23 protein-coding genes are annotated in these 25,628 nt (G+C 61.7%); 10 read left to right on the top strand and 13 right to left on the bottom strand.

The genetic code is table 11. From position 1 onward, the window contains the following. The first annotated feature begins 86 nt into the window (after window positions 1-86). Genes ACYQ47_RS07865 through ACYQ47_RS07855 form a run of 3 tightly spaced genes read left to right on the top strand, consistent with a single transcriptional unit; the run spans window position 87 to window position 4,417 of the window. Window positions 87-1,265 carry an HlyD family secretion protein gene (locus ACYQ47_RS07865; RefSeq protein ID WP_459905010.1) on the top strand — a complete coding sequence of 393 codons (1,179 nt, stop codon included), beginning with the start codon at window positions 87-89 and terminating at the stop codon, window positions 1,263-1,265. 10 nt (window positions 1,266-1,275) lie between these two features. After that, window positions 1,276-2,859 (top strand): DHA2 family efflux MFS transporter permease subunit, encoded by a 1,584-nt coding sequence (locus ACYQ47_RS07860; RefSeq protein ID WP_244829902.1) that lies wholly within the window; start codon window positions 1,276-1,278, stop codon window positions 2,857-2,859. Further along, complete coding sequence (locus tag ACYQ47_RS07855; RefSeq protein WP_459905008.1) at window positions 2,843-4,417, top strand: efflux transporter outer membrane subunit; 1,575 nt, start codon at window positions 2,843-2,845, stop codon at window positions 4,415-4,417. The genes ACYQ47_RS07860 and ACYQ47_RS07855 overlap by 17 nt, the downstream gene beginning before the upstream one ends. Window positions 4,418-4,427: 10 nt before the next feature. Here ACYQ47_RS07855 and ACYQ47_RS07850 read toward each other — a convergent pair whose 3' ends face one another. Further along, window positions 4,428-4,670, bottom strand: a complete 243-nt coding sequence (locus ACYQ47_RS07850) for a hypothetical protein (RefSeq protein ID WP_459905007.1) — start codon at window positions 4,668-4,670, stop codon at window positions 4,428-4,430. A gap of 228 nt (window positions 4,671-4,898) precedes the next feature. Between ACYQ47_RS07850 and ACYQ47_RS07845 the strand changes: the two genes are divergently transcribed. Beyond that, window positions 4,899-5,336 carry a response regulator gene (locus ACYQ47_RS07845; protein ID WP_244829905.1) on the top strand — a complete coding sequence of 146 codons (438 nt, stop codon included), beginning with the start codon at window positions 4,899-4,901 and terminating at the stop codon, window positions 5,334-5,336. A gap of 6 nt (window positions 5,337-5,342) precedes the next feature. Here the strand turns inward: ACYQ47_RS07845 and ACYQ47_RS07840 are convergent, their stop codons facing one another. The 3 genes from ACYQ47_RS07840 to ACYQ47_RS07830 all read right to left on the bottom strand — a co-directional run bounded on the left by ACYQ47_RS07840 (window position 5,343) and on the right by ACYQ47_RS07830 (window position 7,276). Next, window positions 5,343-5,753 (bottom strand): hypothetical protein, encoded by a 411-nt coding sequence (locus tag ACYQ47_RS07840; RefSeq protein ID WP_244829906.1) that lies wholly within the window; start codon window positions 5,751-5,753, stop codon window positions 5,343-5,345. A 178-nt stretch (window positions 5,754-5,931) separates the two neighbouring features. Further along, the gene (locus ACYQ47_RS07835; RefSeq protein WP_244829907.1) at window positions 5,932-6,342 is read right to left on the bottom strand and encodes a hypothetical protein; all 411 of its coding nucleotides are present in this window, start codon (window positions 6,340-6,342) and stop codon (window positions 5,932-5,934) included. Between the two features lie 541 nt (window positions 6,343-6,883). Further along, window positions 6,884-7,276, bottom strand: a complete 393-nt coding sequence (locus tag ACYQ47_RS07830; RefSeq protein WP_250468858.1) for a hypothetical protein — start codon at window positions 7,274-7,276, stop codon at window positions 6,884-6,886. Between the two features lie 502 nt (window positions 7,277-7,778). Between ACYQ47_RS07830 and ACYQ47_RS07825 the strand changes: the two genes are divergently transcribed. After that, window positions 7,779-9,116, top strand: coding sequence for an AarF/UbiB family protein (locus ACYQ47_RS07825; RefSeq protein WP_250494359.1), 1,338 nt, complete (start codon window positions 7,779-7,781; stop codon window positions 9,114-9,116). Between the two features lie 357 nt (window positions 9,117-9,473). Next, the gene (locus ACYQ47_RS07820) at window positions 9,474-14,561 is read left to right on the top strand and encodes an autotransporter outer membrane beta-barrel domain-containing protein (protein ID WP_459905006.1); all 5,088 of its coding nucleotides are present in this window, start codon (window positions 9,474-9,476) and stop codon (window positions 14,559-14,561) included. An 11-nt stretch (window positions 14,562-14,572) separates the two neighbouring features. Here ACYQ47_RS07820 and ACYQ47_RS07815 read toward each other — a convergent pair whose 3' ends face one another. The 8 genes from ACYQ47_RS07815 to cyoA all read right to left on the bottom strand — a co-directional run bounded on the left by ACYQ47_RS07815 (window position 14,573) and on the right by cyoA (window position 22,180). Next, window positions 14,573-15,382: an IclR family transcriptional regulator gene (locus ACYQ47_RS07815; protein WP_244829911.1), complete on the bottom strand. Its 810-nt coding sequence runs from the start codon at window positions 15,380-15,382 to the stop codon at window positions 14,573-14,575. Window positions 15,383-15,450: 68 nt separating this feature from the next. After that, a complete protein-coding gene (locus ACYQ47_RS07810) occupies window positions 15,451-16,179 on the bottom strand; it encodes an SDR family NAD(P)-dependent oxidoreductase (protein WP_244829912.1) in 729 nt (242 codons plus the stop codon). Between the two features lie 15 nt (window positions 16,180-16,194). Then, window positions 16,195-17,496, bottom strand: coding sequence for an MFS transporter (locus ACYQ47_RS07805; RefSeq protein WP_250528023.1), 1,302 nt, complete (start codon window positions 17,494-17,496; stop codon window positions 16,195-16,197). Window positions 17,497-17,618: 122 nt separating this feature from the next. Further along, window positions 17,619-18,146 (bottom strand): 2,4'-dihydroxyacetophenone dioxygenase family protein, encoded by a 528-nt coding sequence (locus tag ACYQ47_RS07800; protein ID WP_244829914.1) that lies wholly within the window; start codon window positions 18,144-18,146, stop codon window positions 17,619-17,621. 189 nt (window positions 18,147-18,335) lie between these two features. After that, window positions 18,336-18,668 carry a cytochrome o ubiquinol oxidase subunit IV gene (cyoD, locus tag ACYQ47_RS07795; RefSeq protein ID WP_250468828.1) on the bottom strand — a complete coding sequence of 111 codons (333 nt, stop codon included), beginning with the start codon at window positions 18,666-18,668 and terminating at the stop codon, window positions 18,336-18,338. Next, complete coding sequence (gene cyoC, locus ACYQ47_RS07790) at window positions 18,668-19,276, bottom strand: cytochrome o ubiquinol oxidase subunit III (RefSeq protein WP_244829916.1); 609 nt, start codon at window positions 19,274-19,276, stop codon at window positions 18,668-18,670. Before cyoC ends, cyoD begins: the two co-directional genes overlap by 1 nt. After that, a complete protein-coding gene (cyoB, locus tag ACYQ47_RS07785; protein ID WP_244829917.1) occupies window positions 19,277-21,292 on the bottom strand; it encodes a cytochrome o ubiquinol oxidase subunit I in 2,016 nt (671 codons plus the stop codon). Window positions 21,293-21,295: 3 nt separating this feature from the next. Beyond that, window positions 21,296-22,180: a ubiquinol oxidase subunit II gene (gene cyoA, locus ACYQ47_RS07780; protein ID WP_244829918.1), complete on the bottom strand. Its 885-nt coding sequence runs from the start codon at window positions 22,178-22,180 to the stop codon at window positions 21,296-21,298. Between the two features lie 556 nt (window positions 22,181-22,736). On the opposite strand from cyoA, the gene ACYQ47_RS07775 reads away from it, so the two are divergent. The 3 genes from ACYQ47_RS07775 (at window position 22,737) to ACYQ47_RS07765 (ending at window position 24,820) form a co-directional block, all read left to right on the top strand. Further along, window positions 22,737-23,942: an NAD(P)H-dependent flavin oxidoreductase gene (locus ACYQ47_RS07775; protein ID WP_459905005.1), complete on the top strand. Its 1,206-nt coding sequence runs from the start codon at window positions 22,737-22,739 to the stop codon at window positions 23,940-23,942. A gap of 116 nt (window positions 23,943-24,058) precedes the next feature. Then, window positions 24,059-24,271 carry a DUF3079 domain-containing protein gene (locus ACYQ47_RS07770; RefSeq protein WP_309848223.1) on the top strand — a complete coding sequence of 71 codons (213 nt, stop codon included), beginning with the start codon at window positions 24,059-24,061 and terminating at the stop codon, window positions 24,269-24,271. A 117-nt stretch (window positions 24,272-24,388) separates the two neighbouring features. Further along, window positions 24,389-24,820, top strand: a complete 432-nt coding sequence (locus ACYQ47_RS07765; RefSeq protein ID WP_244829921.1) for a hypothetical protein — start codon at window positions 24,389-24,391, stop codon at window positions 24,818-24,820. Window positions 24,821-24,850: 30 nt separating this feature from the next. On the opposite strand, the gene ACYQ47_RS07760 is transcribed toward ACYQ47_RS07765, so the two are convergent. Continuing rightward, window positions 24,851-25,153, bottom strand: coding sequence for a hypothetical protein (locus ACYQ47_RS07760; protein ID WP_459905004.1), 303 nt, complete (start codon window positions 25,151-25,153; stop codon window positions 24,851-24,853). Window positions 25,154-25,293: 140 nt separating this feature from the next. Here ACYQ47_RS07760 and ACYQ47_RS07755 point away from each other — a divergent pair, with 140 nt between their 5' ends. Further along, on the top strand, window positions 25,294-25,614 hold the full coding sequence (locus ACYQ47_RS07755; RefSeq protein ID WP_244829923.1) for an HNH endonuclease: 321 nt from the start codon (window positions 25,294-25,296) through the stop codon (window positions 25,612-25,614). The last annotated feature ends 14 nt before the right edge of the window (window positions 25,615-25,628 follow it).

The following is a 25,628-nucleotide window of genomic DNA, read 5'->3' as shown; positions in this document are numbered from 1 at the left end:
CGATTGCGCGTGGTCCATCCGCAGGTCCAGAACCCGAGGTTCCACCCGGCGCATCGTCCGGGTTTCAACCTGACAAGTGAGCGGCGATGCCAGATCAACACGATTCCGAAGCCCAAGACGACGACCGCGACGACGACCGCAAGCGCGACGACGACGGCGAGAAAGAAAAAGACAGCAAGGAAAGCAAGGACGGTAAAGACGGTAAGGACGATAAGGGCGAAAAGAAGGGGCCTGGCAAGAAACCCCTGATCATCCTTGGCGTCGTCGTGGTCATGCTGGCTATCGGCGCCTTCGTCTGGTGGTTCATGACGCGCAACGAGATCAGCACCGACGACGCCTACACGGATGGCGACGCCGTGACCATCGCGCCGAAGGTATCGGGCTATGTCGTGACGATGAACATCGACGACAACCGCTTCGTGCATAAGGACGATCTGCTCATCAAGATCGATCCGCGCGACTATCAGGCGCAACTCGATCAAGCCAACGCGCAGCTCGGGCTTGCCCAGGCGCAGTTGCATGCGCAGGAAACGCAGCTCGAAGTGGCGCGTGTGCAGTATCCGGCGCAGCTCGCGCAGGCACAGGCGCAGGAGCAGAACGCGCGGGCGAATCTCGCGCAGGCGAGCGCGGCGTATCAGCGTCAGCAATCAGTCGATATCCGCGCGACGTCGCAGCAAAACATCGATACCGCGACCGCGCAGCAAAAGAGCGCTGCGGCGAACGTCGCGCAGGCGCGTGCGCAAGTGCGCACGGCGAGCCTCGTGCCGCAACAAATAGCCACCGTGATCGCGGCCGTCGAAGAGAAGCGCCAGCAAGTGCGTCAGGCACAGGCGCAAGTCGAAGCCGCGCAACTGAATCTCTCGTACACGGAACTGCGCGCGCCCGCCGACGGCTGGATCACGCGGCGCAACGTGCAATACGGCACCTTCCTGCAAGCTGGAACGTCGATTCTCACGCTCGTCACCACGCGCGTCTGGGTCACGGCGAACTTCAAGGAATCGCAACTCGACCGCATGCGTCCCGGCGACAAGGTGAAGCTCGAAGTCGATGCCTATCCGGGCCTCGACCTGCACGGTCACGTCGACAGCGTTCAACTCGGCAGCGGCTCGCGTTTCTCCGCGTTCCCGGCGGAGAACGCCACGGGCAACTTCGTGAAGATCGTGCAGCGCGTGCCCGTGAAAATCGTCATCGACGATGGCATGAAGCCGGGCACGTCGCTGCCGCTCGGTCTGTCGGTCGTGCCGACCGTGATGCTCACGCACTGAGAACCGAGCCATGAGCGATACCGCCGCGCACGATCACAGCAACTGGAAGCCGAAGTCGAACCCGTGGCTGATCGCCGTCGTGGTGACGCTCGCGGCATTCATGGAAGTGCTCGATACGACCATCGTCAACGTCGCGCTGCCGCACATCTCCGGCACCATGTCCGCGAGCTACGATGAAGCCACGTGGACGCTCACGTCCTATCTCGTCGCGAACGGCATCGTGCTGCCGCTGTCCGCCTACTTCTCGAAGATCCTCGGGCGCAAGCGCTACTTCCTGATCTGCATCGCGGCGTTCACCGTGTGTTCGTTTCTGTGCGGCATCGCGACGAATCTCGGGCAGCTCATCATCTTCCGCATTCTGCAGGGCTTTTTCGGCGGCGGTTTGCAGCCGAGCCAGCAGTCGATCATTCTCGATACCTTCCCGCCCGAGCAGCGCGGCCGCGCGTTTTCGATCTCGGCGGTGGCGATCGTCGTGGCGCCCGTTCTCGGGCCGACGCTCGGCGGCTGGATCACCGACAACTTCACCTGGCGCTGGGTCTTTCTGCTCAACGTGCCGGTTGGCGTGCTGACGACCATCGCGGTCATGCAGTTCGTCGAAGATCCGCCGTGGGAAAAGAAGCAGAGCCACAAGGACGTGGGTATCGACGGCGTGGGCATCGGCCTGATCGCGCTCGGACTCGGCTGTCTGCAAGTGTTTCTCGATCGCGGCGAGGACGACGACTGGTTCCATTCGAACTTCATCATCACGTTCGCGGTGCTGGCGGCGGTCGGCATCGTCGGCGCGACATTCTGGCTGTTGTATGCGAAGCGACCCGTGGTCGACTTGCGCGTGCTCAAAGACCGCAACTTCGCGCTGGGGTCGGCGGCCATCGTCGGCTTCGCGTCGGTGCTGTACGGCAGCGCGGTGCTGATACCGCAACTCGCGCAGCAGCAGCTCGGTTACACGGCCACGCTTGCCGGTCTCGTGCTGTCGCCGGGCGCGTTGCTGATCGTGTTCCTGATACCAGTCGTCAGCAAGCTGATGAGCTACGTGCAGACGCGTTATCTGGTCGGCTTCGGCTTCTTTCTGATGGGCGTCGCGCTGCTCTACTCGCATCGACTGGTGCCGAACATCGACTATAGAACGTTGACGATGATGCGCAGCGCGCAGTCGGCCGCCATCGGTTTTCTGTTCGTGCCGGTGACGACGCTCGCCTATCTCTCGCTGCCGAAGTCGATGAACAACGACGCCTCCGCGCTCTTCACCATGTTTCGAAACGTGGCGGGTTCCATCGGCATCTCGCTTGCGACCGCGATGATCCGCGAGCGCACGCAGGCGAACATGGCGCATATGGTCGAGCATCTGACGCCGCTCAACCAGCCGTACAACGACGCGGTGCAGCGCATTGCGCGCACGCTGATGGACACGGGCCAGACCATGTCGCAGGCGATGACGGCCGCAACGGGTCAAATGTATAAGACGCTCGTTTCGCAAGCGACGATCCTCGCCTATCTCGATGTCTTCGCCGCATGCGCGATCTTTTCGTTCATGTTCATTCCGCTCACGTTTTTCTTCTCGCCGGTGAAAGCTGCTGGCGGTGCGGGAGGCCATTGAGATGAAGCCGCGTCTTTCCATTCTGATGCTCGCCTTGCTGACGAGCGCGTGTACCGTCGGACCCGATTACAAGGCGCCGAGCGCCGATGTCCCCGAGGTCTGGAGCGACACGCAGCGCTCGCAGAATCCGCAGAACGATCCGCGTGTGCCGCATGCGGATGCGCCATCGGTCGTGCAGACTGCCGCCGATCCCGATCCGCGCTGGTGGAAGCAGTTCAACGATCCGATGCTCGACTCGCTGATCGATCGCGCGGCGGCGGGCAACCTGAACTTTCAGCAAGCCGTGTTGCGGATAGCGCAGGCGCGCGAACAGAGCGTGTCGGCAGCGGCGCAGGGTTTGCCGCAGGTCAACGCGAGCGCCAGCGTGATGCGCGAGCAGCTCGGGCTCAAGGGCATCCTCCAGTCGCAAGGCGTCTATAACCAGATCGATCAGCTTGGCGCGCAAGGCGCGACGCTGCGTCAGGGTCTCGATTCGGCCACCGGGCCGGCGACGATCTATCAAGATGGCTTCGATGCATCGTGGGAACTCGATCTGTTCGGGCGCGTGCGACGTTCGGTGGAATCCGCCAATGCGCAGGCCGAGGCAGAGATGGAAAGCCGCAACGACGCGCTCGTCTCGCTCGAATCGGAAGTGGCGCGCACATATGCGCAGTTGCGCGGCGCACAGTCCATCAAGCAGATCACGCTCGCCGAGATCGACGCGGAGCAGCAAATTCTCGATCTCACGCGCGAGCAGGCGCGCGTGGGCCTGACGAGCCAGCAGGACGTGCAAAGCGCGAGTGCGCAAGTCGGCACGCTGCAGGCGCAACTGCCGACGCTCGACGCGCAAATCGCGCAGGCGCTGAATGGGCTCGCCGTGCTGATAGGCAGTCCGCCCGGTACGCTCGATGCCGAGTTGTCCGATGCGCGCGCCGTGCCGCCCGTTCCGCCGATGGTGCCGATCGGGCTTCCCTCGACGCTCGCGCGGCGTCGCCCCGACATCCGTCGCGCCGAAGCGCAGTTGCATGCCGCGACCGCGGAAGTGGGCGTGGCCGTCGCGCAGTTGTATCCGGATATCTCGCTGACGGGTCAGGTCGGCACGCGCGCGTTGAAGGCGAACTATCTCGCACGCTGGTCGAGTCTGTTCTGGTCGGTCGGGCCGAGTATCTCGCTGCCGATCTTCGAAGGCGGGGCGCTGCGCGCCAACATACGCATTTCGAAGGCCGAGGCCGCGCAAGCGGGGCTGGCTTATCGGCAGACCGTGCTCAATGCGTTGCAGGACGTGGATAACGCGCTGATTTCGTATCGCACGGAGCAGGACCGGCGTGCGGCGCTCGTGCGGACTGTCGATGCCAATCAGATCAGCCTGCAACTCGCGACCGATGCTTATCGCAAGGGCATCACCGCGTTCGTTACGGTGCTCGATGCGGAGCGCCAGCTTGCGCAGACCCGTGAGCAGCTTGCGCAATCGACGGTGAATGTGACGACCGATCTCATCGCGGTCTATAAGTCACTGGGCGGCGGATGGCAGGACGACGATCCGAACGTGGCCCAGGCGCAGAAGGACGCACGTTCGTAACGCGCAAGGCTTAGCGTCGACGTTTCTTCCATGCGTAATCGGCGGGTGGATCGGCGACTCCGGCTTTACCAACGGACTGCGGATTCTCGCTGCACAAAGTAACGAACGCGATGTCCTCGCCTTGCGCCTGTCGGCGGCGAAGTGCTTCGGCGTATTGCAGCGCATCCGCGAGCGCGGTAGGATCGAACCTCCGGTGTTCGGCGTGGGGCGTTGCCTCGTTCAATGTGCCGCTTAGCCAGTAGACGACGAACATCGTGTGAACCTCGGGTTGTGCGGCGACGTCATCGACGCGCCAATGTCGGGAGCGAAGGCGTCACGGCGGTGCAAAAAACGCTCGACGTGTCGCCTGACGGCGGGTGTCATTAGCATCGGGTATTCCCCGAGTGTAATCGCCGTGAGCCATATGCTGCCTGAGGACAGCCAATTGCTCCAAACAGGGAACGCGGGTTGCTTTCGTCCTTGCTTCCCTGAGGGCAACGACATGCAACGACTTGACCGTCTCACCGATGAAGCCGTTTGGCAGATGCCCGAACGCTCGGCCGACAGCGGCGAACCACGCGTGCTGATTGCCGACGACGACATGAACGCGACACGCGCCATTTGTCTCGCGCTCGAGGACGCCGATTTGACCGTGCGCGCCGCCCATACCGGGCTCGACGCCGTGACGGCCGTGCGCAAGTGGCGTCCTGGCGTGGTGCTGCTCGATCTGATGATGCCGCTCGGCGATGGCTGGGAAGTCGCCGAAGTCATCCGCGCCGCCGATCCCGCCATGCTGCTGATTGCGCACACGAGCCGCACGAGCCTGGAAGATCAAACGCGCGCGCGGCTGAAGGGCTTCAATGGATACTTCGTCAAGCCGACCGAACTCGACCGGCTGATCGCCGTGCTGCATGAGTATTATTCGATGCGCCAGGCATGAGCCTCTTCAATGCTCCAGAACCGTGTTGCGCAGAGCGTCCTGCCGCAGGCGCTTCGTTGCGATGCCCGAAGATTTGATCGGCCGTTCCACGGTCTCGGTCTGACGCGCCGGCAAGGTCCGCTGCAATCCCGCGCTATACCCTTTTCTGAAGGCACGGCGGTACGTCCTGCGATACGCTTCATCGGATGAAAACTCGCCTGCGTGGTCGCCGAGCGCAGCGGTCAGCGCGAGTTGCTCGTGCGTGAGCGTGCGCAAAAGCGCCATGAGCGACCGCTGTGTGGAACTGTCGGCGGCCGCGACGCTATCGGCGAGCGCGGCAATGGCCTGCGCGATATGGTTGCAGCGCTGTTCTATCGATTCCGAATGGCCGATGACGGGATGCCCGTCATTGTCGACCGTGACCTTTACTTCATCCATCGTTTGTTCCTTTACCTTGAAACTCGGGCTGAGCACGCCGATGCAGTGCGACGCGGCATGCCGTTCGAGCACGGCAAGGAAGCATTCCTCAAGGGTGATCGACTGCCGCGGGCGAGCGCGCGAGTGTGCCCGAGTTGCCCCTGGGCCGCAACCTGACGCTGTCGAGGCTCGCGGCGACTCACAGGTTCGCGCTCTTGCGCTGCAATCCATTGAGTTCGATGCTCAGTCTGTCGATGTCGCGCTGCACATGCTGCTTGAGCACGTCTTCCCAGTACTGACAATAGCCGGCCCAGAAGGGCATCTGGGTTTTGGCGCAGGCATCCGCCGGTAGCGGATGCGGTAACAGACGGCTCAGACGTCCGATTTCCTCATGCTTCCAGCGAAGCAGCGTGCGTCTCGAACCGCGTTGCGGCGGACACAATTCGTCCATGCGCGCGACCGCGAACCACAGACCTTCGGCGGGACGCGAGGCCATCTTGGTGAGGATGGATGTGTTGGGACGCGGCCCATGGTCGTGACAGATTACGGCACCGATCTGCCCGAGGATATACATGGCTTGCTCGACTGGTTGTTCGGCCTGGTTCTGCATGGCGCCTCTGTCTTTTGTGCGGATGGGAATGATATTGCTGGCGCTCAAAAGTGCCTCTCAGCATGATTTTTCGATGAAGTACGCGGCTTCGTCGTTCTTTATATTGCTAACGTGTTGCTAGCAGGGATTACGATACCGTATCGAAATTTATGTGCAGCATGTGCCGACAAAATAATACAAAGTAACGGTGTGCTGAAAACGGACGCGAAAATGAAAAAAGCCCCTGCTGGCTTAGGGCAGGGGCTCGGGTACTGCTGACTTTCTCGTACTGCGTTTTGCTACGGGTGCTGCTTTGCTTCTGATACTGCTTCACTTTCTCGTACGGCGGATACTGCGGGTGCTTCAGATGCTACTGGTACTGCGTTGCTACAGTTACTGCTCACTTCTCGTACTGCTGCTGCTTTACTTCCGACACTACTCGACTACCGCGTACTGCGGATGCGACCGGTGCTTCAAAATGCTAGTACCGGTTTGCATCCGATGCCACCTCAACTGCTTCAACGATCCATCCTTCCATTTGCAACAGGACAACACTGCCTTATTAATGCCGAACTTCTTCGAAAGCCGGCATTGAAATGTGCGGGTAGTCCGTTGATTCGACCGGCGGCGGTTCAGCGATTTCCGCTTGTTGCTGACGACTGCGATGCTCGAGCGCCGCATTCATGCCCTTCTCGTAATAAACCTGCGCCGTGTGTTTTTCGAGCGCCTCGACGAGCGGCATTTGTTCTTCCGCAAGCGAGTGCATGAGATGCAGAAGATCGCGCTGCATGACGTCCGAAAACATTGCGAATTGCTCGTAGGCACCGGGCGCGGCAATCATCTCGACCAGCGATGCAAGCAAACGCACGCGGCTCTTGCAGTGCTCGCTGATAGGTGTCGAATGGGAAACAATCGTGTTGCCTTGCGCATCTACCGTGACTTGAGGGGCTTTCATCGCTGACCTTGTTTGCTTGGGATGAGTGTCATTAAACTCGATTGGGATTAAGAATCTAATGAGACACATCCGAGTATCCGAATCGCTCGATGCAACGGAGCGAATTGTCGAAAGAGCGGGTGAAACATGCGCGATCCGGCTTCGACCAACGGACTGCTCATGATGTCGCCGTCGCTTCGACGCGTTCGACGCGTTCGACGAGGTTCGCGAATCCCTCGTACTAAATAAAATTAGCACATGAAAAACGGGACGGTAAGAAGCTGGCCATCGACTTTCGAGGCGACTAGCAACAAAGCCAAGCACACGCACGGCTGGCTGAAACGTGTTACACATGGAAGACAAAACGCGTTTCAAAAGCCTGCACCGAGGCATGTCTATTGCACGTTTGCGAACTTAAACCTTACTCAGCGAGCCCGACTCTGCCATGCGACGACTCGCCACCCTTTGGCGCCTAGGCCGTGCATTCATACGGGAAAGTCACCATAGCGAGGATGGTGCCTCGATGCAGCGCGTCGCCCGCTTCTTCGCGCTACATGGAGCGCGTGCCGCGCCGCTCGCGTCGAGCTTGCCCGTGCTGCGGCAGTTGCCGCGCGTCCTGAACGCGACGTCCGGCGCGCTCGCACGTCATCCCGCGCTGGCGGAAACGGCGGTGCGCGTTGCGCTGACCGAAATGGACGGGCTTTTCACGCCGTACGATGCCACGCAGTTCCGCGATGTGTCCGCCGCCGCTTTGCGCGCGCAAGGCGTTGCGCTGACGCAGGTGAGCGCCGCGCCGCTGCGCTCGGGCATCGCGGAGCAGACGCATGCGGCGCGCATCGGCGAAATGGCGGTGCGCGTAACGCTCCTGCGTCCGGATGCACGCCAGGAACTCGCGGATGATCTCGATCTCGCGCTCGCCGCCGCGCGTTTTGCGGAACGCCGTTCGGCCAAGGCGCGCGACATGCATCCGTCCGAATGGGTGCGTCGCGTCACCGAAACCGTCGACGCAATGATCGACCTACGCCAGCGCGCCGCCGACCAGAGCTTTTTGCGCTACCGGTTGCGTGACGATAACCGGCTCGCCGTGCCGGAAGTGCTCTGGGACTTTTGCAACGACGCCGTTCTGACCACGCGTTCCATCGCGACCATTTCTCTTTCGGACGCGCAAGCGCTCGCGCGTCACGGACTGGATCAGGCCGATCTCATTGCGACCCTCATCGAAGCGTTCTTCGAAATGGCGCTCGGCGCGGGCCTCTATCACGCCGGACTCGATGCCGCCGGCGCACGGGTGAGCATCGACACCGACACATTCGGCCAGATCGTCCTCGAAGCCGACAATCCGACGATGTTCTTCGCCGCGCACGAACGCGAGTTCATCGTCGGCGTGTCGGATGCGCTATTGCAGGGCGATCACAAGGCGGCTGCGCGCGTGCATCTGGAGCACGGACGGCCGGACACGCACTCCATCCATCACGAAGTACGTGTCGAGGCCACGTATCGGCGCGAGGCGGAACGTTTCTCCACGAAGCACACGCGGCATGGTGTGGGCGTGGCACATTTATTCGATGCCATCGGCAAGGCGCCCGTCGAGCACATGTACAGCGCGGCGCACGGGCGCATCGCGTCGCGGGCGATGCTGCTGTCGCGCACGATGGAAGCGGTCGAGCACATGGCGCATGACGTTGCGCCCGACATCGACGTGTGGAAGATCGCGCGCAAGGTCATCGCTCGGCTGGCGCGCGATCAGTTCGGCTGCCATAGTCTCGCGACGCGGCTCGCGCATGAAGCCACTCATTGGCCGCATATGCTGCCGCGTTTGCCCCGGCTTATCGCGCAGCGGGCGGGTGCGGAGCAGCGGTGAGCGAAGCAATCCGCGTGGCGATGCGCGGGCCACGCTGACGGTCATGCGCAGGCTCGCGCGCATCGGCACGGTGTCGCTTTTCATCGAAACGGGCGGAGTGATTCGATCTACAGGCGTTCCGAGTCTGCATGGCAGACATGACATCGAACGGTAAGACGTCTGCGATCGTTAACAAAATAAGCGAAGCTAATTTCATAAGTGATCCTAGGTAACGAGAATTTTATGGGGAACTGTGTCCTAGAATGACACGTGTCGCTTACACCCCGGTAAAGCACCGGAGATTCGTAACGATAAGCCGAAGTATTACTTGAACAAACGCCGGCATGAATACGACGCACCGGGGCGAGGCCGATTCGCATGAAAACACGTCGCGCTCGAACACGTCATTGCGCATCGTTCAACACGGGACTGCGTCCATTGGCGGCCGCCGTCCTGATTGGGTTCGCGGCGCCCTCCCAAGCGGGACAGGTTGCGTCGAGCACGACGGGCGCTGTCTTATCGGATGACAGCTCTTATGTGGTTCCTCCGGGCACGACTATCACAACGCAGTCCGAGAACGCAATCGATGTCACGGCCATCGCGCCTGTCACGTTCAACAACGCGGGAGTCATCGTCAGTGCGGTCGACAACCAGGCGGCCGCGATCAAATTCTATGTGCCCGCAACGCTCACCAATAACGCGGGCGGCGCGCTGCTCGGCAATACGTTCGGCGTGCTTTTCGACGGCGGCGGAAATTCCAACGATCTGATCAACCGGGGCGACATAAGCGCACGAACCAGTCACGGTGTCGCGTATATCGACGCGTCGGGTGGGACGTTCGACAACTTCGGCACGATCAATGGCGCGGTCGCCGGGCCCATCAAGCAAACGCCCAATGGCGTCTATATCGGCTCGACCGGAACGGTGATCATCAACAATCACGCGAAGGCATCGATTGCTTCCGGCGTGGGCGATGCGACCTATGGCGACGGAATATTCGTCGAGACAGGCTCGGTCGTCATCAACAACGATGGATCGATAACCGGTTATCAGGCTGGCGTGGTCAACACCGGAACGCTTCCGATGTCGGTCGTGAACAGCCCGACCGGAAGCATCCAGAGCACCGTTGGCGCAGGTGTTCAACTTCAACAGGACAGCACACTCGTCAATAACGGCAAAATCGCGAGTGCGGGATCGGCGGCGATTCTTCTCGTCGGTTCGAACAATCGCGTGACGCTGGGAACGGGGTCGTCGCTGCAAGGCGCGAATAACAATATCCTCGACATCGAAGGATTGGGAAACACCCTCGCGTTGACCGGCTCGGCCGTGCAGTCCGGGAACATCGCGACGGGCCGCGGGCCGGGATTGAGCCAGCTCACCTCCGGCGTGAAGAGCGTCTGGACGCTGACCGGCAACATCGCGATAGGTGGCAAGACGCCGGACGCGCTCAACGTGATCGGCGATCTGACGCTCGGCGGCACGCTTACGCAGCACGGCGGGGCAAGCACGGTGCAGAACAGCGGCAGCCTCACGATCGGTACTGGCAGCGCGGGCGGCTCGCTCGACGGCGACGTCGTGAACAACGGCATGCTCCGCTTCAATCGCAATACGGTGGCGACCTTCGCGGGGCAGATCGTCGGCAACGGCACGCTCATTCAGGCTGGCAGTGGCGCCACTCACCTGACGAAAGCCGGCTCTAGCCAAGGCACGGTGGTCGTCGAAGCGGGCACGCTCGGCTTCGACCATCCGGGTGCCTTCAACGCCGGCGTGTACACCACGCGCGTCGGTGGGACGACAAGCATCTCGGACAAGTCGAGTCTGCAAATCGCCACGAACTTCACGCAGGAAGTAGGCTCGGCGCTGAACGTGGGCATAGGAAAAGTGCAGCCGATCATCACGGCCAGCACGGCGACACTCAGGGGCGCGCTGACCGTGAGCGGTTTCGGAGCCGACGCGCCCAATACGGCCAGCGCGCTTACGAGCACGCAATTCAACATCATTCGGACGACAGGCGGGATCTCGGGCGATTTCGCCAGCGTCGGCTTCTCGGGCACGCAAGGCCCCGCCGATTACCTGACGCTCACCGGCGCGAAAAGCCCCGATGGCCTGAACTATAACGTTGGCTTCGGCCTGACGTGGCGCGCACCGGCCGCTATCGCCAACGGCATCTTCACTCTCGCCGATGCCGCGAGTACCTTCAACCTCGACGTGCCGCTGGCTGACCGGGTCGGTGTCTTCGCGAGTGGCTGGGACGGCCGCACCTTGACGAAGACAGGTCCGGGCCTGTTGATCGTATCGGCGCCGCTAATCCACACCGGCGGCACGCTGATCGACGGCGGCACGCTGAGAACCGATGTGAAGGACTCGCTCGCGACCAGCAGCAATGTCAACATCGCGAGCGGCGCCACGCTCGACATGAACGGCTTCGCGCAGCAAATCAACCAGTTGAGCGGCGCGGGCGCAGTCGCGCTCGGCGGTGCGGCACTCACCGCCGTCAATCTCGCCGATACCGCTTTCAGCGGCACGATCGGCGGTAGCGGAAGCGTGGTAAAAACCGGCCCGGCGACCCTGAGCCTAAGTGGCGCGAGCACGTATAGCGGCGGCACGACCATCGCTACGGGCAAGCTGATTGCGGCAACCGGGACCGCGCTCGGCGCAGGCGCGGTGACGAATAACGCCATCCTGCAACTGGATTTCGCCAACGACGCCCTGATGCTCAACACACTGAGCGGCTCAGGCGCGCTCTTGAAGACGGGCGTCGGCGCGGCGAATCTCGCCGCCTCTGGTTCGACGCAAGGCGCGGTCAGCGTCGAAGCCGGCACATTACGGCTTTTGCAAACGGGCGCGTTCACGACTGCGGCCGACTGGACGACCGCGTCCGGCGCGACCACCGCGCTGTCGAGCCGCAGCCAGCTCGAAGTCGGCCGCGCCTTCACCATGACCGGCACACTGTCCAGCATTGCGGGGGTTGCCGAACCGGTGATCTCGGCGAGCACGGCATCGATCGGTCCTGGCGCGATCTTCAACCTCGCGGGTTACACGGCAGCGCCCGCGACGAGCGCCGCGCAACTGGCAGCGGGCGCATTCACGGAAATCCATGCGACCACGCCCGGCGGGCTTAGTGGAACGTTCGCATCGACGCGCATCGGCGGCACGGCCAGTTCCGTCGATTTCCTGACGCTCTCGTCCGCTTATACCGCCCAGAACTACAACGTGGGCGTCGGGCTCACGTGGTATGCCGCGCACGGGACGACGCCCGCGACGGCGAACGGCGTCTTCACGCTCGTGCAACCCGGCGATTCGTTCGACATGGACGTCGTTCTCGCCAATGAGACGGCCAATCAGACGACGGGCTGGGATGGCAAGACGCTCACCAAGGCAGGCGCGGGCACGTTGCAATTGTCAAAGGCGAACACGTACACCGGCGCGACGCTGATCGAGGGCGGGACGCTGCAAGCCGGAGCGGAGAATGTCATCGCGCCGAGTTCGCGCGTGATGTTGTCGCCGGGCACGACATTCGATCTGAACGGTTTCAATCAGCAGGTCATGAGCCTCGCAGGCGCGGGCAACGTCTCGCTCGGCACGGCAACGCTCACGGCAAATTACAGTACGAACACCGTGTTCGACGGTGTCATCAGCGGCTCGGGCGGCTTCACGAAAACCGGTGCCGGCCGGTTGATTCTGAGCGCGGACCACACTTACACGGCGCCGACCACCATTGACGCGGGCGTGCTACAGCTCGGAACGGGCGGCGCGTCGGGCAGCGTCGCGGGCGATATTGTCAACAACGGCGCGCTGGTGTTCAATCGCAGCGATCGCTACGTCTATGGCCACTCGATCAGCGGAACCGGCGCGTTGACGCAGCAAGGTTCTGGCGCGCTATTGCTGCCGGGCAGCCAGACATACAGCGGGACCACTCAAGTGAATTCGGGCGCGCTCATCCTGACCGACAACGCGCAATTGCCGAACACGCCGCAAGTATCGGTGGCGCAGGGCGCGACATTCGGCGGTTATGGCGGCGTGGGCGGCGCGGTGCTGAACAACGGATTGCTCGCGGTCGCGGATGCGGCGCCCGGTTTCGCGAATGCCGAGGCTGGCGCGTTCAGTATCGGCGGCACGTTGACGAACAACGGCGAAATCCGCATGAGCAGCCCGACGCCCACGAGTACGTTGACGGTCGCGGGCAACTACATCGGCAACAACGGATTGCTGACGTTGAGCACGGCGCTGGGCAGCGACAGTTCCGCGACAGATCGCCTGATCGTGCATGGCGACAGTGCCGGTCAGACCGCCGTGAAAGTGCGGAACGCAGGCGGCGCGGGGGCGATAACGAGCAACGGAATCCGCATCGTTCAGGTGGATGGTCAGTCGAACGGCCAGTTCACGCTCGATGGCCGCGTCGTCGCGGGTCCATACGAATACAACCTGTACAAAGGCGGCACGAGCACACCCGCCGATGGCAACTGGTATTTGCGAACCTTGACGGACGGACCGTCGCCGACACCGACACCCGCGCCACGACCCGAGCCGGGCGGCTATCTTGGCAATCAGGCAGCGGCGCGCGACATGTTCGTCATGACCTTGCACGACCGCGCGGGCTTCCCCGATCCCTTCGCCGTGGATGGCATGAGCGGCAACGAATCGACGGCCTGGGTGCGCACTCGCGCCGCGCACACCGACGGCAACGCGGCCGGCGGGCGGCTTGCCGAATCCACCGACACCGCGCTCTTTCAGGCGGGCATCGACTTGCTGCATCGCATGTCGAACGCGCAGCATTGGCAGGCGGGCATCATGGCGGGTTATGGTTCGTCGACAACCGATGCCACCGCGCGTAACAATCCCGCCACCGCGCGAGGCAATGTGAACGGCGCGAGCGCCGGCGTCTACGCGACCTGGCGCGCGAATGCGCTTTCGCCTGTCGGACCTTACGTGGATACGTGGCTGCAATATGCGCACTTCGACAACACGGTCAAGGGCGCGCAACTGAATGGCGAGAGCTACGCGAGCCATACGTGGGGCGGATCGGTCGAAGGCGGATGGGCGTTCGCGGTAGGTCAGACGTCGAGCGGCCCGGTGCTGATCGAGCCGCAAGCGCAAGTCATCTATTCGAACTATGCCGCCGACGATCACGTGGAGTCTGGGGGCACGATCGTCCATGGCGGCAATATCAATGCACTGACGACGCGCGTGGGCATGCGCGTTTTTCACGCGCCGGGATCGGCCGCGGCGCCGGGCTGGCTGCCGTATCTGGAAGTCAACTGGTGGCACGACACGAGCGGCAATTCCATCGCCTTCAATCAGATCGTGGTGTCGCAGGACGGCCCGAGAAATCGCCTCGAAGTAAAGGTCGGCGCGCAGGCGCAACTCGCGCGGAACTGGCGTCTGTGGGGCAACCTCGGCTACCAGCAAGGCGACGGCGGTTATCGCAGCTATCAAGGTTTGCTGGGCGCGCGGTACATCTGGTGAGCACGCGCGCGTCAGCGCGTACCCGGACTCATGCGCTCCCCGATCGCGCGGCACGCGGCCTTGAGCGGTTCGATATAAGTTTCGACAGGCGTCGCGCTCTTTCTGAACAGCGGAATGCTCACGCTTACGCAGCCGAGCGTCGTGCCGTTCGCCCCGACGATCGCGCTGCCGTAACAAAAAATCTGCGCTTCGTTTTCCTCGCGGTCTTCCGCATAGCCGCGCGCGTGGCAGGCATCGAGCTCCGCATCGAGCGCGCGACGCTCGGTGATCGTATTCGACGTAAAGCGCTCGAACGCCATGCCTTGCAACAACGCATCGCGCTCGGCACGACCGAGCGTCGACAGATACGCCTTGCCCACCGAACTCGAATAGAGCGTGACGCGCGTGCCGATGCGTGAAGCCATGCGCACCGCATGAGGACTTTCGAGCTTTTCGATATACACCATCTCCGCGCCGCTGCGCACGGCGAGATGCACGGTTTCCTGCGTACTGTCGCGCAGAGCCTGCAACGCGTCGGTGGCGGCGATGCGCAGATCGGAGCGCTCCCAGCTTCGGCTCGCAAGCGACATCAGACGCGGGCCGAGCGCATAACTTCCACCACGTGCGCTCTCGACCGCGAGCCCTTCGGCAATCAGCGCGCCGACGATGCGATACACCGTCGGACGCGGATAACCCGATCCCGCCGTGAGGCTGGCGACGGTTGGCGGTTCGTCGGCATCGGCGATGAGTTGCAGCACCACCATGAACTTCGAGAACGCGGCGGTGCCGTTGGCTTTCGCCGCGTCGAAGGAGGAGGAAGAGGAGTCGGAGGCTGCGGACATTTTTGGAAACCTGAGTGCGACGGCGCGCCGAGTATATCGGCACGCCGCGTGATCCGTCGATTGGCGCGTCAGGCGATCAGATAGCCGCCATCAACCGGCACGACCGTTCCCGTCATGAACGACGCCGCCGGCGACGCCAGAAACGCCACCACGCGCGCGACATCCTCCGGCAAGCCCCAGCGCTTCATGGGCGTGCGCTCGAGAATGGCTTGCGAGCGGCCGTCGTCCTCCTGCAGCGCCTGCGTAAGCGGCGTGGCGATCCAGCCGGGCGCGACCGCGTTCACGCGAATGCCTTCCGCCGCGTAAGCAATCGCGAGCGACTTCGTCAACTGCGCGACGCCGCCCTTGCTCGCGCTGTACGCGGGCACGAGACCGCCGCCGAAGAACGTCAGCATCGACGCCGTGTTGACGATCGATCCCCGGCTTTTCGCGAGTAACGGTCGCGCCGCCGAGCACATCCGCATGGTGCCGTTGAGATTCACGGCGATCACGCGCTCGAAGGTTTCGATGTCGTGCTCGTCGCCACGCTTGATCATGCCCGCGCAGTTGACGAGCACGTCGAGCGAATCGAGACGCGCGAAAAGATCGGCGGTGCTGGCGGCATCGGCGACATCGAGCGCGGCGACTTCAATTTCCGCGCCGAGCGCGTCCTTCTGCGCTGCCGTCGGCGCGATACCCGCCGCGATGACGCGCGCGCCAAGCGTCGCGAATTCCTGCGCGATGCCCGCGCCGATACCTTGCGTGCCGCCCGTCACGACGACGGTCTTGCCTTTGTACAGATCAGGTTGAAAGGTCATGAGTAGCTTGAATGGTCAGACGACGGGAACGGCGGCGGCTTTCGCCTCGGAATCCTGAATCGGCGAGCGCACGACGAACATGTACACGAGCGCGGCGGCGAACGCCACGCCCGCGCTGATCAGGAACGCGTTGACGAACGAATGCGTCTTGTCGACCACGAGCCCGGTAATGAACGGCGCGAACGAACCGCCGAAGTAACCGCCGAAGTTCTGGATGCTCCCGAGCGAGGCCACCATATGACGCGGAGCCGCGACCGAGACGAGCGCCCACGCCGCGCCGCTCGCCATGTTGACGAAGAACATTGCCGCCGACAAATACACGATAGCGAGCGTGAGATTCGGCGTGAATGCGGCCGGCACCGTGAAGAGCGCGCCGCCGATGAGACCCGAGCAGATCGGCCACTTGCGGCTGCGAATGGGTGCGACGCCGCGCGCCATCAGACCATCGGCGATAAAGCCCGACGACAGCATGCCGAGCGTGCCGGCAAGATAGGGGATGGTCACGACCCAGCCGGTCTTCGCAATCGTCAGATGGCGCTCGTGTTCGAGATACGCCGGCAGCCACGTGAGATACAGCCACACCATGTAGATCACGCCCATGAAGCCGAAGATCATGCCCCAGGTCGTCGCCTTGCCGAAGAGACCGCGCCATTCCGCGAAGGTCATATTGCGTTCGGCGCGCTGTGCGGGTTCGCCTTCGGTCAGATGCGCGACTTCCTGCGCATCGAGCGTGATGTCCTTGCGGTTCCGATACACCACATACCAGCCCACCGACACCATGATGCCGAGTACGCCCATGATGACGAACATGTTGCGCCAGCCGAAGTTGAGCAGCAACACGGTGAGAATGGGCGGAGCGAGCGCCGGGCCAATGGTCGACGACGTCACGAAGATGCCGGTCGGCTTGCCGCGTTCGCGCTGCGCGAACCATTCGCTGACGACCTTGGCGCCCGCCGGAAATTGAGGCGCCTCGCCGATACCGAGTGCGATGCGGGCCGCGAGAAACTGATGCAGCGTCGTGACGAGGCCGCCGAACAACTGCGCCACCGACCACACGAACATGCCGAGCCCGAGCATGATGCGCGCGCCGAAGCGATCGAGCATCACGCCGATGGGCAACTGCGAAAACGCGTACGCGAACGAGAATGCTGAGAGCAGCAAGCCCATCTGCGATGCGGACAGGCCCAGCTCCTGGGTGACCGAATGATTCGCGATGGAAAGCGTGCTGCGGTCGAGATAGTTCACGATCCCGGCAAGCGTCAGGAACGTGAGCGCGACCCACTGTATGCGCTTCAGGCGCGGCGATTTACTCTGCATGTTGTCTCCTCCGAAAGCCTTGTTTTTATGCTTCGGTTCGGTTGGCGAAAGGTGCTGCGGAAATTGCGTTGCTTCAGACCGTGCTTCAAGCCGTTGCTTCAAGCCGTTGCTTCAAGCGTTATTCAGCGAATGAACTGATCGGCGAAATCCGCGCCCAGGCCAACGGCTTCGTAATGCTTGCGGCACATGTCCACCTTCGTGAACACGTCTTCATAACCGGTGTAGTTGCCGTACGGATCGCAATAGAACATCACGCCGTTCACCTGAAAGTAGGTGATCATTTCCTCGACGTCTTCGGGCACGTAAAGCGTGTGCGTTTCGCCGGGCGGCTCGAACACGTAGCTGCCTTCTGTTGCAACCCAGTCATGCTCCAGATAACGCCAACGCCCCTTGAGCACCATGCCATGCACGGCTTGCGGATGACGGTGACGCGACAGCACGCCCGACTTGCGCACGCGCAGCAGGTTCATCCAGTAACCGGTCGACACATTGAGGCACAGCGGACGAAACCAGACATTCTCGGCTTGCGGGACCCACTCGCGCTCGTCGGTTGGAATCGCGTGACTCACGACGATTTCCTTCTGCGCTTCCTTGGGATTGGGATATTGATACGGCGTGAGGGCATCCGCCGAATTCTTGGGCGCGGGCATTCGCGTCTCCTTGTCCATATTGTGGATGGTTAAACCAAATTATGGACAGATATTCACGCGGCTGCGACAAATTGTCAAGATTCATCACGCGCTTAAAAATAGGGATTCGCACCGACGAAAAAAAAGCGGACCTGCGAGGCAGGTCCGCTTTGACGCAGTAATACGGTTCCTTGGGAAGGACCGATGGGCTTAACGCGCCATCATCAGCATGTGGACGTTATGCATGACCCACACCGTTCCGACGACAACGACGAGCGACATCAAAATCGTATAGGCGAACGACAAGGCGTGCCAGCGCTGCCCCTTCGATGCGTTCACGTGCAGGAAGAAAACCACGTGGACGATCATCTGCACGGCGGCCAGCACTGCAAGCGCCGTGATCGCGCGCTCGCCGCTGAACGTGCCCGACATCACGAGCCAGAACGACGCCAAGGTCAGCACGACCGCCAGCACGAAGCCGATCAGATAGCCACGCACGCTGACATGCGGGATATCGCCATGTGTTGAATGCGTATGTGCCATTAGACGAGGCTCGCAAGGTAGACGAAGGAGAACACGCAAATCCAGACGATGTCCAGGAAGTGCCAGAAAAGGCTCAGACAGGCGAGCCGGCGCAGTTCGCGTTCGCCCATGCCCGGCTTCGCGATCATCTGCACCGCAAGCACGATCAGCCAGATCATGCCGAGGGTGACGTGCAGACCATGCGTGCCGACGAGCGTGAAGAACGACGACCAGAACGCGCTGCGCTGAGGGCTGGCGCCTTCGGCGATCAGATGCGCGAACTCGTGCAGTTCCAGCCACAGGAAGCCCGCGCCCAGCAGAAACGTGACGATGAGCCACGCGAGCACGGCACCCGTCTTCTTGCGTTGCGCAAAAATCATCGCAAAGCCGAACGTCAGACTGCTCGTGAGCAGCAGCGCGGTTTCGATCGCGACATCGTTGAGATTGAAGAGATCCTTTGCCGTCGGGCCGCCCGCGAACTGATGCCCCATCATCGCGAAGGTCGCGAAAAGGGAGGCGAACAGCACGCAGTCGGTCATCAGGTAGGCCCAGAAGCCGAACACGGAATGCGACGAGTGTTCGTGCTCATGGTCATGCGCGTGATGCGCGGATAGTGTCGATTGCGACATTTACAGCACCTCCAGTTCCAGGTCGCGCGCGACGCCGGTCTTTGCAGGCGACTTCGGCGGACGGTTCCGCTCTTCGGTCGCCTTGACGGTCGCGGCGGGGATCATGTAGCCAGCGTTCGCACGGAAGCTGTAGCCGATGACGGTCGCGGCAATGCCGACCAGACCGACGATAGCCATCCACCAGATATGCCAAATGGCGGCAAAGCCGAGCACCAGCGCGAACACGCCGACGACAAGACCCGCGCTCGTGTTCGACGGCATGTGGATGGCGCGGTACGGTCCCTGATCGGCCATGCTGCGGCCGGTTTCCTTCATGTGGGCGAACTCGTCGAGTTCACGCACGGCTGGAATATGCGCGAAGTTGTAGACCGGCGGCGGCGAGCTGATCGCCCATTCGAGCGTGCGGCCGTTCCACGGGTCGCCCGTGACATCGCGATACGCCGGCTGGTTGCGGCGAATCACGCTGACTACGATCTGCGCGACCTGGAAGGCCACGCCCAACGCGATGATGCCGACGCCCGCAGCCGCGACCATCAGATACGGCTGCCATGCGGGGTTGTCGTAATGGTTGATACGGCGCGTCATGCCCATGAAGCCGAGGATGTAGATGGGCACGAACGCCACGAAGAAGCCCACGAACCAGCAAATGAAGGCGTTGCGGCCGAGCTTTTCGTCCAGCTTGAAGCCGAACACTTTCGGCCACCAGTACTGCACGCCGGCAAAGTAGCCGAACACCACGCCGCCGATGATAGCGTTATGGAAGTGCGCGATCAGGAAGAGGCTGTTGTGCAGCACGAAGTCCGCGCCGGGAATGGCCAGCATGACGCCCGTCATGCCGCCGAGCGTGAACGTGATGATGAAGCCGATGGTCCACAACACCGGCGTCGTGAACTGGATGCGGCCACGGTACATCGTGAACAGCCAGTTGAAGATCTTCACGCCGGTCGGGATGGAGATGATCATCGTCATGATGCCGAAGAAGGCATTGACGTTGGCGCCCGAACCCATGGTGAAGAAGTGGTGCAGCCACACGAGGAACGACAGCACCATGATGCAGCACGTCGCGTAGACCATCGTCTTGTAGCCGAACAGCGGCTTCTTCGAGAACGTCGAGACCACTTCCGAATAAATGCCGAAAGCCGGCAGAATCAGAATGTAGACCTCGGGGTGTCCCCAAGCCCAGATCAGGTTCAGATACACCATCGGGTTGCCGCCGCCGTCGTTCGTGAAGAAGTGCATGCCGAGGTAGCGGTCGAGACCGAGCAGCGCGAGCGCGACGGTCAGGATCGGGAACGTCGCCATGATCAGCACGTTCGAGCAGAACGCCGTCCATGTGAACACCGGCAGCTTCATCCACGTCATGCCGGGTGCGCGCATCTTCACGATGGTGACGAAGAAGTTCACGCCCGTCAGCAACGTGCCGACGCCGGAAATCTGCAAGGCCCAGATGTAGTAATCGACCCCGACGCCCGGACTGAATTGCGTCTCGGAGAGCGGCGGATACGCGAGCCAGCCCGTCTTCGAAAACTCGCCGATGAAGAGCGAGAGATTGATCAGGACGGCGGCCACGGCCGTCATCCAGAACGATAGCGAGTTGATGAACGGAAACGCCACGTCGCGCGCGCCGATCTGCAAAGGCACCACGAGGTTGAAGAATGCGACCAGCAGCGCCATGGCCATGAAGAAGATCATGATGGTGCCGTGGGCCGAGAAAATCTGGTCGTAGTGATGCGGCGGGAAGATGCCGGGATTATTCAGCGCGATGGCTTGCTGCACGCGCATCATGATGGCGTCCGCGAAGCCGCGCACCAGCATGAGACCCGCCACGACGAGATACATGACGCCAATGCGCTTGTGATCCGTCGACGTCAGGTACTCGTTCCAGAGCCAGGCCCATTTGCCGAATTTAGTGAGAAGGGCGGCCGCACCGATCACCATGATCGCCATGAGGACCGTCGCCCCCATGATGATGGGTTCGTGGTACGGGATCGCCTCGAGCGTTAATTTGCCAAACATGGCTTACCCCTTGGTTACGCAGTTTTCGCCGTTGACATCGAAACGGCCGTTGTTGTACTTGCCGACGATGTTGTTGAAGAGCTTGGGATCGACGGTGGAAAAGTACTTCACCGGATCTTTCTCGCTCGGTTTCGCGACGCCGGCGTAGACGTCCATGTCCAGACGCGCGGGCGCGGTCTTGACCTTCTTCTGCCATGCATCGAAATCGGCGGAAGACATGGCGAGAGCGCGGAACTTCATGTCGGAGAAGCCTTGGCCGCTGTAGTTCGCGGAGATGCCCGCATAGTCGCCCACGTGATCCGCTTGCAGATGCAGCTTCGTCTGCATGCCGGCCATTGCGTAGATCTGGCCGCCGAGTTGCGGGATGAAGAACGAGTTCATCACCGAATCCGACGTGATGCGGAAGTTCACCGGCGTGCCAACGGGAATGGCCAACTGGTTCACCGACGCAATGCCGAGATCCGGATAGATGAAGAGCCACTTCCAGTCGAGCGCGACGACTTCTACGTTGATCGGCTTGACATCCGATTGAAGCGGCTTGTACGGATCGAGTTCATGCGTGGTTTTCCACGTCAGAATGCCGAGGTACAGGATGATGACAGCGGGAATCGCCCAGACGACGATTTCGATTGCCGTGGAGTGCGTCCATTTGGGCGCGTAGGTAGCGTTCTTATTCGACGCGCGATAGCGCCACGCGAAGAACAGGGTCATCAAAATGACCGGGATGACGACGAGAAGCATGGTGTAAGTCGAAAGAGCGATCAACGAAGCTTCCGCTTTGCCGATGCTGCCCTTCGAGTCCAACACTTCCAGCTTGCATCCCGAGAGACAGAGACTGGCCACCCCCGCTAACAGTGGCGCTGCTAAACGTTTGGTTTTCTCATTCATTGCATTCGCTGGTTTCTTTGATCGAAGCGTTCTGAAAGAACGCCGTGCACGGCGTTGCGCCGCGCCACGATGATGCCATGCAGCATTGAGCACGAAAACGCTAATCTATGGAAAAGCGTTTCATTTGAAGTGCGTGCGACGCTGTGTCACGCGAACGCTTATTGCCCGCTTAATTTGTGACGAATTTATATGTCTTGGACTCTTGATTTTTCGCAAGCGAGGCGCTTGTTTTAGCGGCTTTTATTGTTATTGAGCGGTTTTGTCCAAGGCCTAAGCATAACGAATTAACCAGACGGTGTGCCATGCTGACAGACGACTGGCAATCGTGTGTCAAATCATGTTGCAAGAGGTGATGGTGCCGGTTGGGATGAGTAGAAAAGCGGTCTCGCAAGACGCGCAACCTCGCGCATACCCGATCCAAAGAAAGGCCTCGTGTGACATTCGTCAATATCAGCGCGTGACATGCGATTGTCGAGCGAGAAAGCTGCCCATACCATCGGGTGCAAGCGCAGGTGGAATCGAATCACGCAGCGCATTTCATTCGGGCAGTCCAATCATGAATCGACATCAAGCTGAAAACGGCGCGTCGCGCGCTTCCTCACACTTGTTTGCGCCGCTCGTCATTCGGGGTCGCACGCTCTTGCCTATCGTGCAGGGCGGCATGGGCGTTGGGGTGTCGGCGCATCGGCTGGCGGGCAGCGTCGCGCGAGAGGGCGCGCTCGGCACGATCGCGAGCATCGACCTGCGGCATCATCATGAGGATCTTCTCGCCATGTGCCGCGCCGATCCGTCGCGCGATACGCTCGAACGCGTCAACCTCATCGCGCTGGAACGCGAGATTCAGGCCGCGCGTGAACTGTCGCAAGGGCGCGGCATGATCGCGGTCAACGTCATGAAAGCCGTGCGCGCGCACGCCGACTACGTGCGCGTCGCGTGCGAGCAAGGCGCGGGCGCAATCGTCATGGGCGCGGGCTTGCCGCTCGACCTGCCCGATCTCACGCAAGGCCACGACATTGCGCTCATTCCCATACTTTCGGACAGTCGCGGCGTCGCGCTCGTGCTGAAGAAGTGGATGAAGAAAGGCCGCCTGCCCGACGCGATCGTGATCGAACATCCCGCGCATGCGGGCGGACATCTCGGCGTCAACGACGTCGCCGACATGCACAACGAGCGCTTCGGCTTCGAACGTGTACTCGGCGAACTGCAGACCGTGTTCGAATCGCTCGGGCTGAACCGAGGCGAAGTGCCGGTGATCGTCGCGGGCGGCATAAACAGTCATGAAGCGGTGAGCAAGTGGCTGGCGGCGGGCGCGAATGGCGTGCAGATCGGAACGCCCTTTGCCGTCACCAAGGAAGGCGACGCGCATCCCGAGTTCAAGCGCGTGCTCACCGAAGCGACGCCGGAAGACATCGTGGAGTTCATCAGCGTGACGGGGTTGCCCGCGCGTGCGGTCAAGACGCCGTGGCTCATGCGCTATTTGCGCAACGAGGAACGCATCCGCATGAAGATCGGCGCGCGCGAGCAGACATGTCCGTCGGCGCTCGAATGTTTGAGCGCATGCGGTTTGCGTGATGGCATCGAGAAGTTCGGGCACTTCTGTATCGATACCCGGCTCGCGGCGGCTTTGCGTGGCGATGTCAACAACGGCCTCTTCTTCCGTGGACGTGAAACCTTGCCATTCGGTCCGGCCATTCGCAGCGTGCGCGACTTGATCGAGCTTCTTCTGACCGGAGCGACGAAGCCGTTACTGAGCCTCCGATAAATTCCGCCGAAACGATGTTCTTCGCGCCGCGCAACGAAGCTCGGCCCTGCTCCTATTGATGCGCGCGGGGCTTTCGACCTAACCTGCGTGACCATTGCAACAGGAGCATGTCGACCATGGCGAAGCGATTTCCCCTTCACCCCAGCCACCCGGAGCGTAACTGCTGGGGCTGCGACCACTACTGCTCCGAGAAAGCGATGCGCTGCGGCAATGGCTCGAACCGCACGCAGCATCCGGCCGAATTGCTCGGAGACAACTGGTACGAGTTCGGCGACTGGGATCTCGGCGTGCTCGAAAACGCTACTTCCGTGGCGCCATCCGCCAAGTAACGCGTTCTCGAAATAGATCAATCGACGCGGCGACCAGCGCTTTAGAACTAATCCGAACCTCAGGCGCAGGCTGCATCCCTAGAATTCGGGCATCTCATAAACACAGCGATGCCCGACATGTCCACGAAGCTCGAATTCGAATCTCCCGAAGGCCGTCTTTCCCTGTCTATCGACGATGTCGAATTCATGGCTTACGGTGCCGGTGAACTCGCCATGCGCTCGATGCGCGAGCTCGTCGAACGCATGCGCCGCATGGGGCTTGGCGCAATTGCCGAAGCACATGCACGCGTGCAGGCGCAGAGCAAGGTGACGATCATGGAATTGCGCGAGATGCGCGAGGACGCGGAAGCCATCCTTCTGCTGGGAAGCCAGGGTGAGACGATAGACGACACCATCACGCCGCGGCTCGACGCATTGCGTCAAACGATCGCGCAGACGCAGGTGGACATGCGTGCAAGCGTGGACCGTCTCGCGGCGCTCGCCGTCTCGTGCCACGAAGCGCTGATGCGTATTCCCGGCTACCGTCCGCCTTCGGGACCGCGCGGCTGAGCCGATCTTATCGAAAGTCTGTCGCGGAACTTAACTGCCTGAATACTTCCGCAACAGCGCATTCACGTCGATGCGCTGACCTTGCAGCAGCATGATGCGCGCGTGCAGCACGAGGTTTTCGAGCACGAGCAGCGCGGTGGTGAGCATGTAGGTGAGGCTGACATCGCCGGGATTGAGGCCGCTGTCTTGCAGACCGCGATGCCGTTCCAGAAGCGAAGTCAACACGAGACGGCGCAGTTCCGGTTCGCCGAACGGCAGGTCGCCGTAATCGACCGGATCTTCTTGTTCCAGTTCTTCGAGCAGGCCGGCCAAATCGTTGATGGTCACTTCCATGGCTTCTCCGACGTCGACTTGCGTGAGCGGTGAGCTAGCAGTTCCATGGTGCCACGTCCGGCCAGAAAACAAAACAGCCTCGGCGTACACTCGAAACGATCAGTTCCAACGCAACGACGCAGCGCCAGAAAAGGAGCCGAATGGCAAAGCCCGCGCCCGAACCGTGGTATCGGCCGTTACCGGAAGAAACGTGCGCGCTATGCGGGCGGCCCGTGCCCGCGTCCGAGCGCGACCTGCATCATCTCGTGCCGAAGTCGCAGGGCGGACGGCAGACGGCGGTGCTGCATCGCATCTGTCATCGGCAACTGCATGCGCTCTTTACCGAGAAGGAACTCGCGCAACGATTCGCCACCATCGACGCGCTCATGCAGGACGAAGCAGTGCGCAGCTTCGTCGACTGGGTGCGCACCAAGCCGAATAGTTTTTATCAGCGCACCCGACGCTCGGCGCGCAAGCGGTGACGCGGACCGCGTCT

It is taken from the genome of Caballeronia sp. HLA56 (genome assembly GCF_054655155.1).
This window is presented reverse-complemented; position numbering and strand designations above follow the sequence as displayed.

Excerpts from the sequence above, each read along its gene's own strand:
- ACYQ47_RS07865 (WP_459905010.1), top strand. The coding sequence starts at position 87 with ATGCCAGATCAACACGATTCCGAAGCCCAAGACGACGACCGCGACGAC.
- cyoC (WP_244829916.1), bottom strand. The coding sequence starts at position 19,276 with ATGTCGCAATCGACACTATCCGCGCATCACGCGCATGACCATGAGCAC.
- ACYQ47_RS07755 (WP_244829923.1), top strand. The coding sequence starts at position 25,294 with ATGGCAAAGCCCGCGCCCGAACCGTGGTATCGGCCGTTACCGGAAGAA.
- ACYQ47_RS07765 (WP_244829921.1), top strand. The coding sequence starts at position 24,389 with ATGTCCACGAAGCTCGAATTCGAATCTCCCGAAGGCCGTCTTTCCCTG.
- cyoB (WP_244829917.1), bottom strand. The coding sequence starts at position 21,292 with ATGTTTGGCAAATTAACGCTCGAGGCGATCCCGTACCACGAACCCATC.
- ACYQ47_RS07775 (WP_459905005.1), top strand. The coding sequence starts at position 22,737 with ATGAATCGACATCAAGCTGAAAACGGCGCGTCGCGCGCTTCCTCACAC.
- ACYQ47_RS07840 (WP_244829906.1), bottom strand. The coding sequence starts at position 5,753 with ATGGATGAAGTAAAGGTCACGGTCGACAATGACGGGCATCCCGTCATC.
- cyoA (WP_244829918.1), bottom strand. The coding sequence starts at position 22,180 with ATGAATGAGAAAACCAAACGTTTAGCAGCGCCACTGTTAGCGGGGGTG.
- ACYQ47_RS07830 (WP_250468858.1), bottom strand. The coding sequence starts at position 7,276 with ATGAAAGCCCCTCAAGTCACGGTAGATGCGCAAGGCAACACGATTGTT.
- ACYQ47_RS07760 (WP_459905004.1), bottom strand. The coding sequence starts at position 25,153 with ATGGAAGTGACCATCAACGATTTGGCCGGCCTGCTCGAAGAACTGGAA.
- ACYQ47_RS07835 (WP_244829907.1), bottom strand. The coding sequence starts at position 6,342 with ATGCAGAACCAGGCCGAACAACCAGTCGAGCAAGCCATGTATATCCTC.
- ACYQ47_RS07825 (WP_250494359.1), top strand. The coding sequence starts at position 7,779 with ATGCAGCGCGTCGCCCGCTTCTTCGCGCTACATGGAGCGCGTGCCGCG.
- ACYQ47_RS07845 (WP_244829905.1), top strand. The coding sequence starts at position 4,899 with ATGCAACGACTTGACCGTCTCACCGATGAAGCCGTTTGGCAGATGCCC.
- ACYQ47_RS07860 (WP_244829902.1), top strand. The coding sequence starts at position 1,276 with ATGAGCGATACCGCCGCGCACGATCACAGCAACTGGAAGCCGAAGTCG.
- ACYQ47_RS07810 (WP_244829912.1), bottom strand. The coding sequence starts at position 16,179 with ATGACCTTTCAACCTGATCTGTACAAAGGCAAGACCGTCGTCGTGACG.
- ACYQ47_RS07805 (WP_250528023.1), bottom strand. The coding sequence starts at position 17,496 with ATGCAGAGTAAATCGCCGCGCCTGAAGCGCATACAGTGGGTCGCGCTC.
- ACYQ47_RS07820 (WP_459905006.1), top strand. The coding sequence starts at position 9,474 with ATGAAAACACGTCGCGCTCGAACACGTCATTGCGCATCGTTCAACACG.
- ACYQ47_RS07800 (WP_244829914.1), bottom strand. The coding sequence starts at position 18,146 with ATGCCCGCGCCCAAGAATTCGGCGGATGCCCTCACGCCGTATCAATAT.
- ACYQ47_RS07770 (WP_309848223.1), top strand. The coding sequence starts at position 24,059 with ATGGCGAAGCGATTTCCCCTTCACCCCAGCCACCCGGAGCGTAACTGC.
- cyoD (WP_250468828.1), bottom strand. The coding sequence starts at position 18,668 with ATGGCACATACGCATTCAACACATGGCGATATCCCGCATGTCAGCGTG.
- ACYQ47_RS07815 (WP_244829911.1), bottom strand. The coding sequence starts at position 15,382 with ATGTCCGCAGCCTCCGACTCCTCTTCCTCCTCCTTCGACGCGGCGAAA.
- ACYQ47_RS07850 (WP_459905007.1), bottom strand. The coding sequence starts at position 4,670 with ATGTTCGTCGTCTACTGGCTAAGCGGCACATTGAACGAGGCAACGCCC.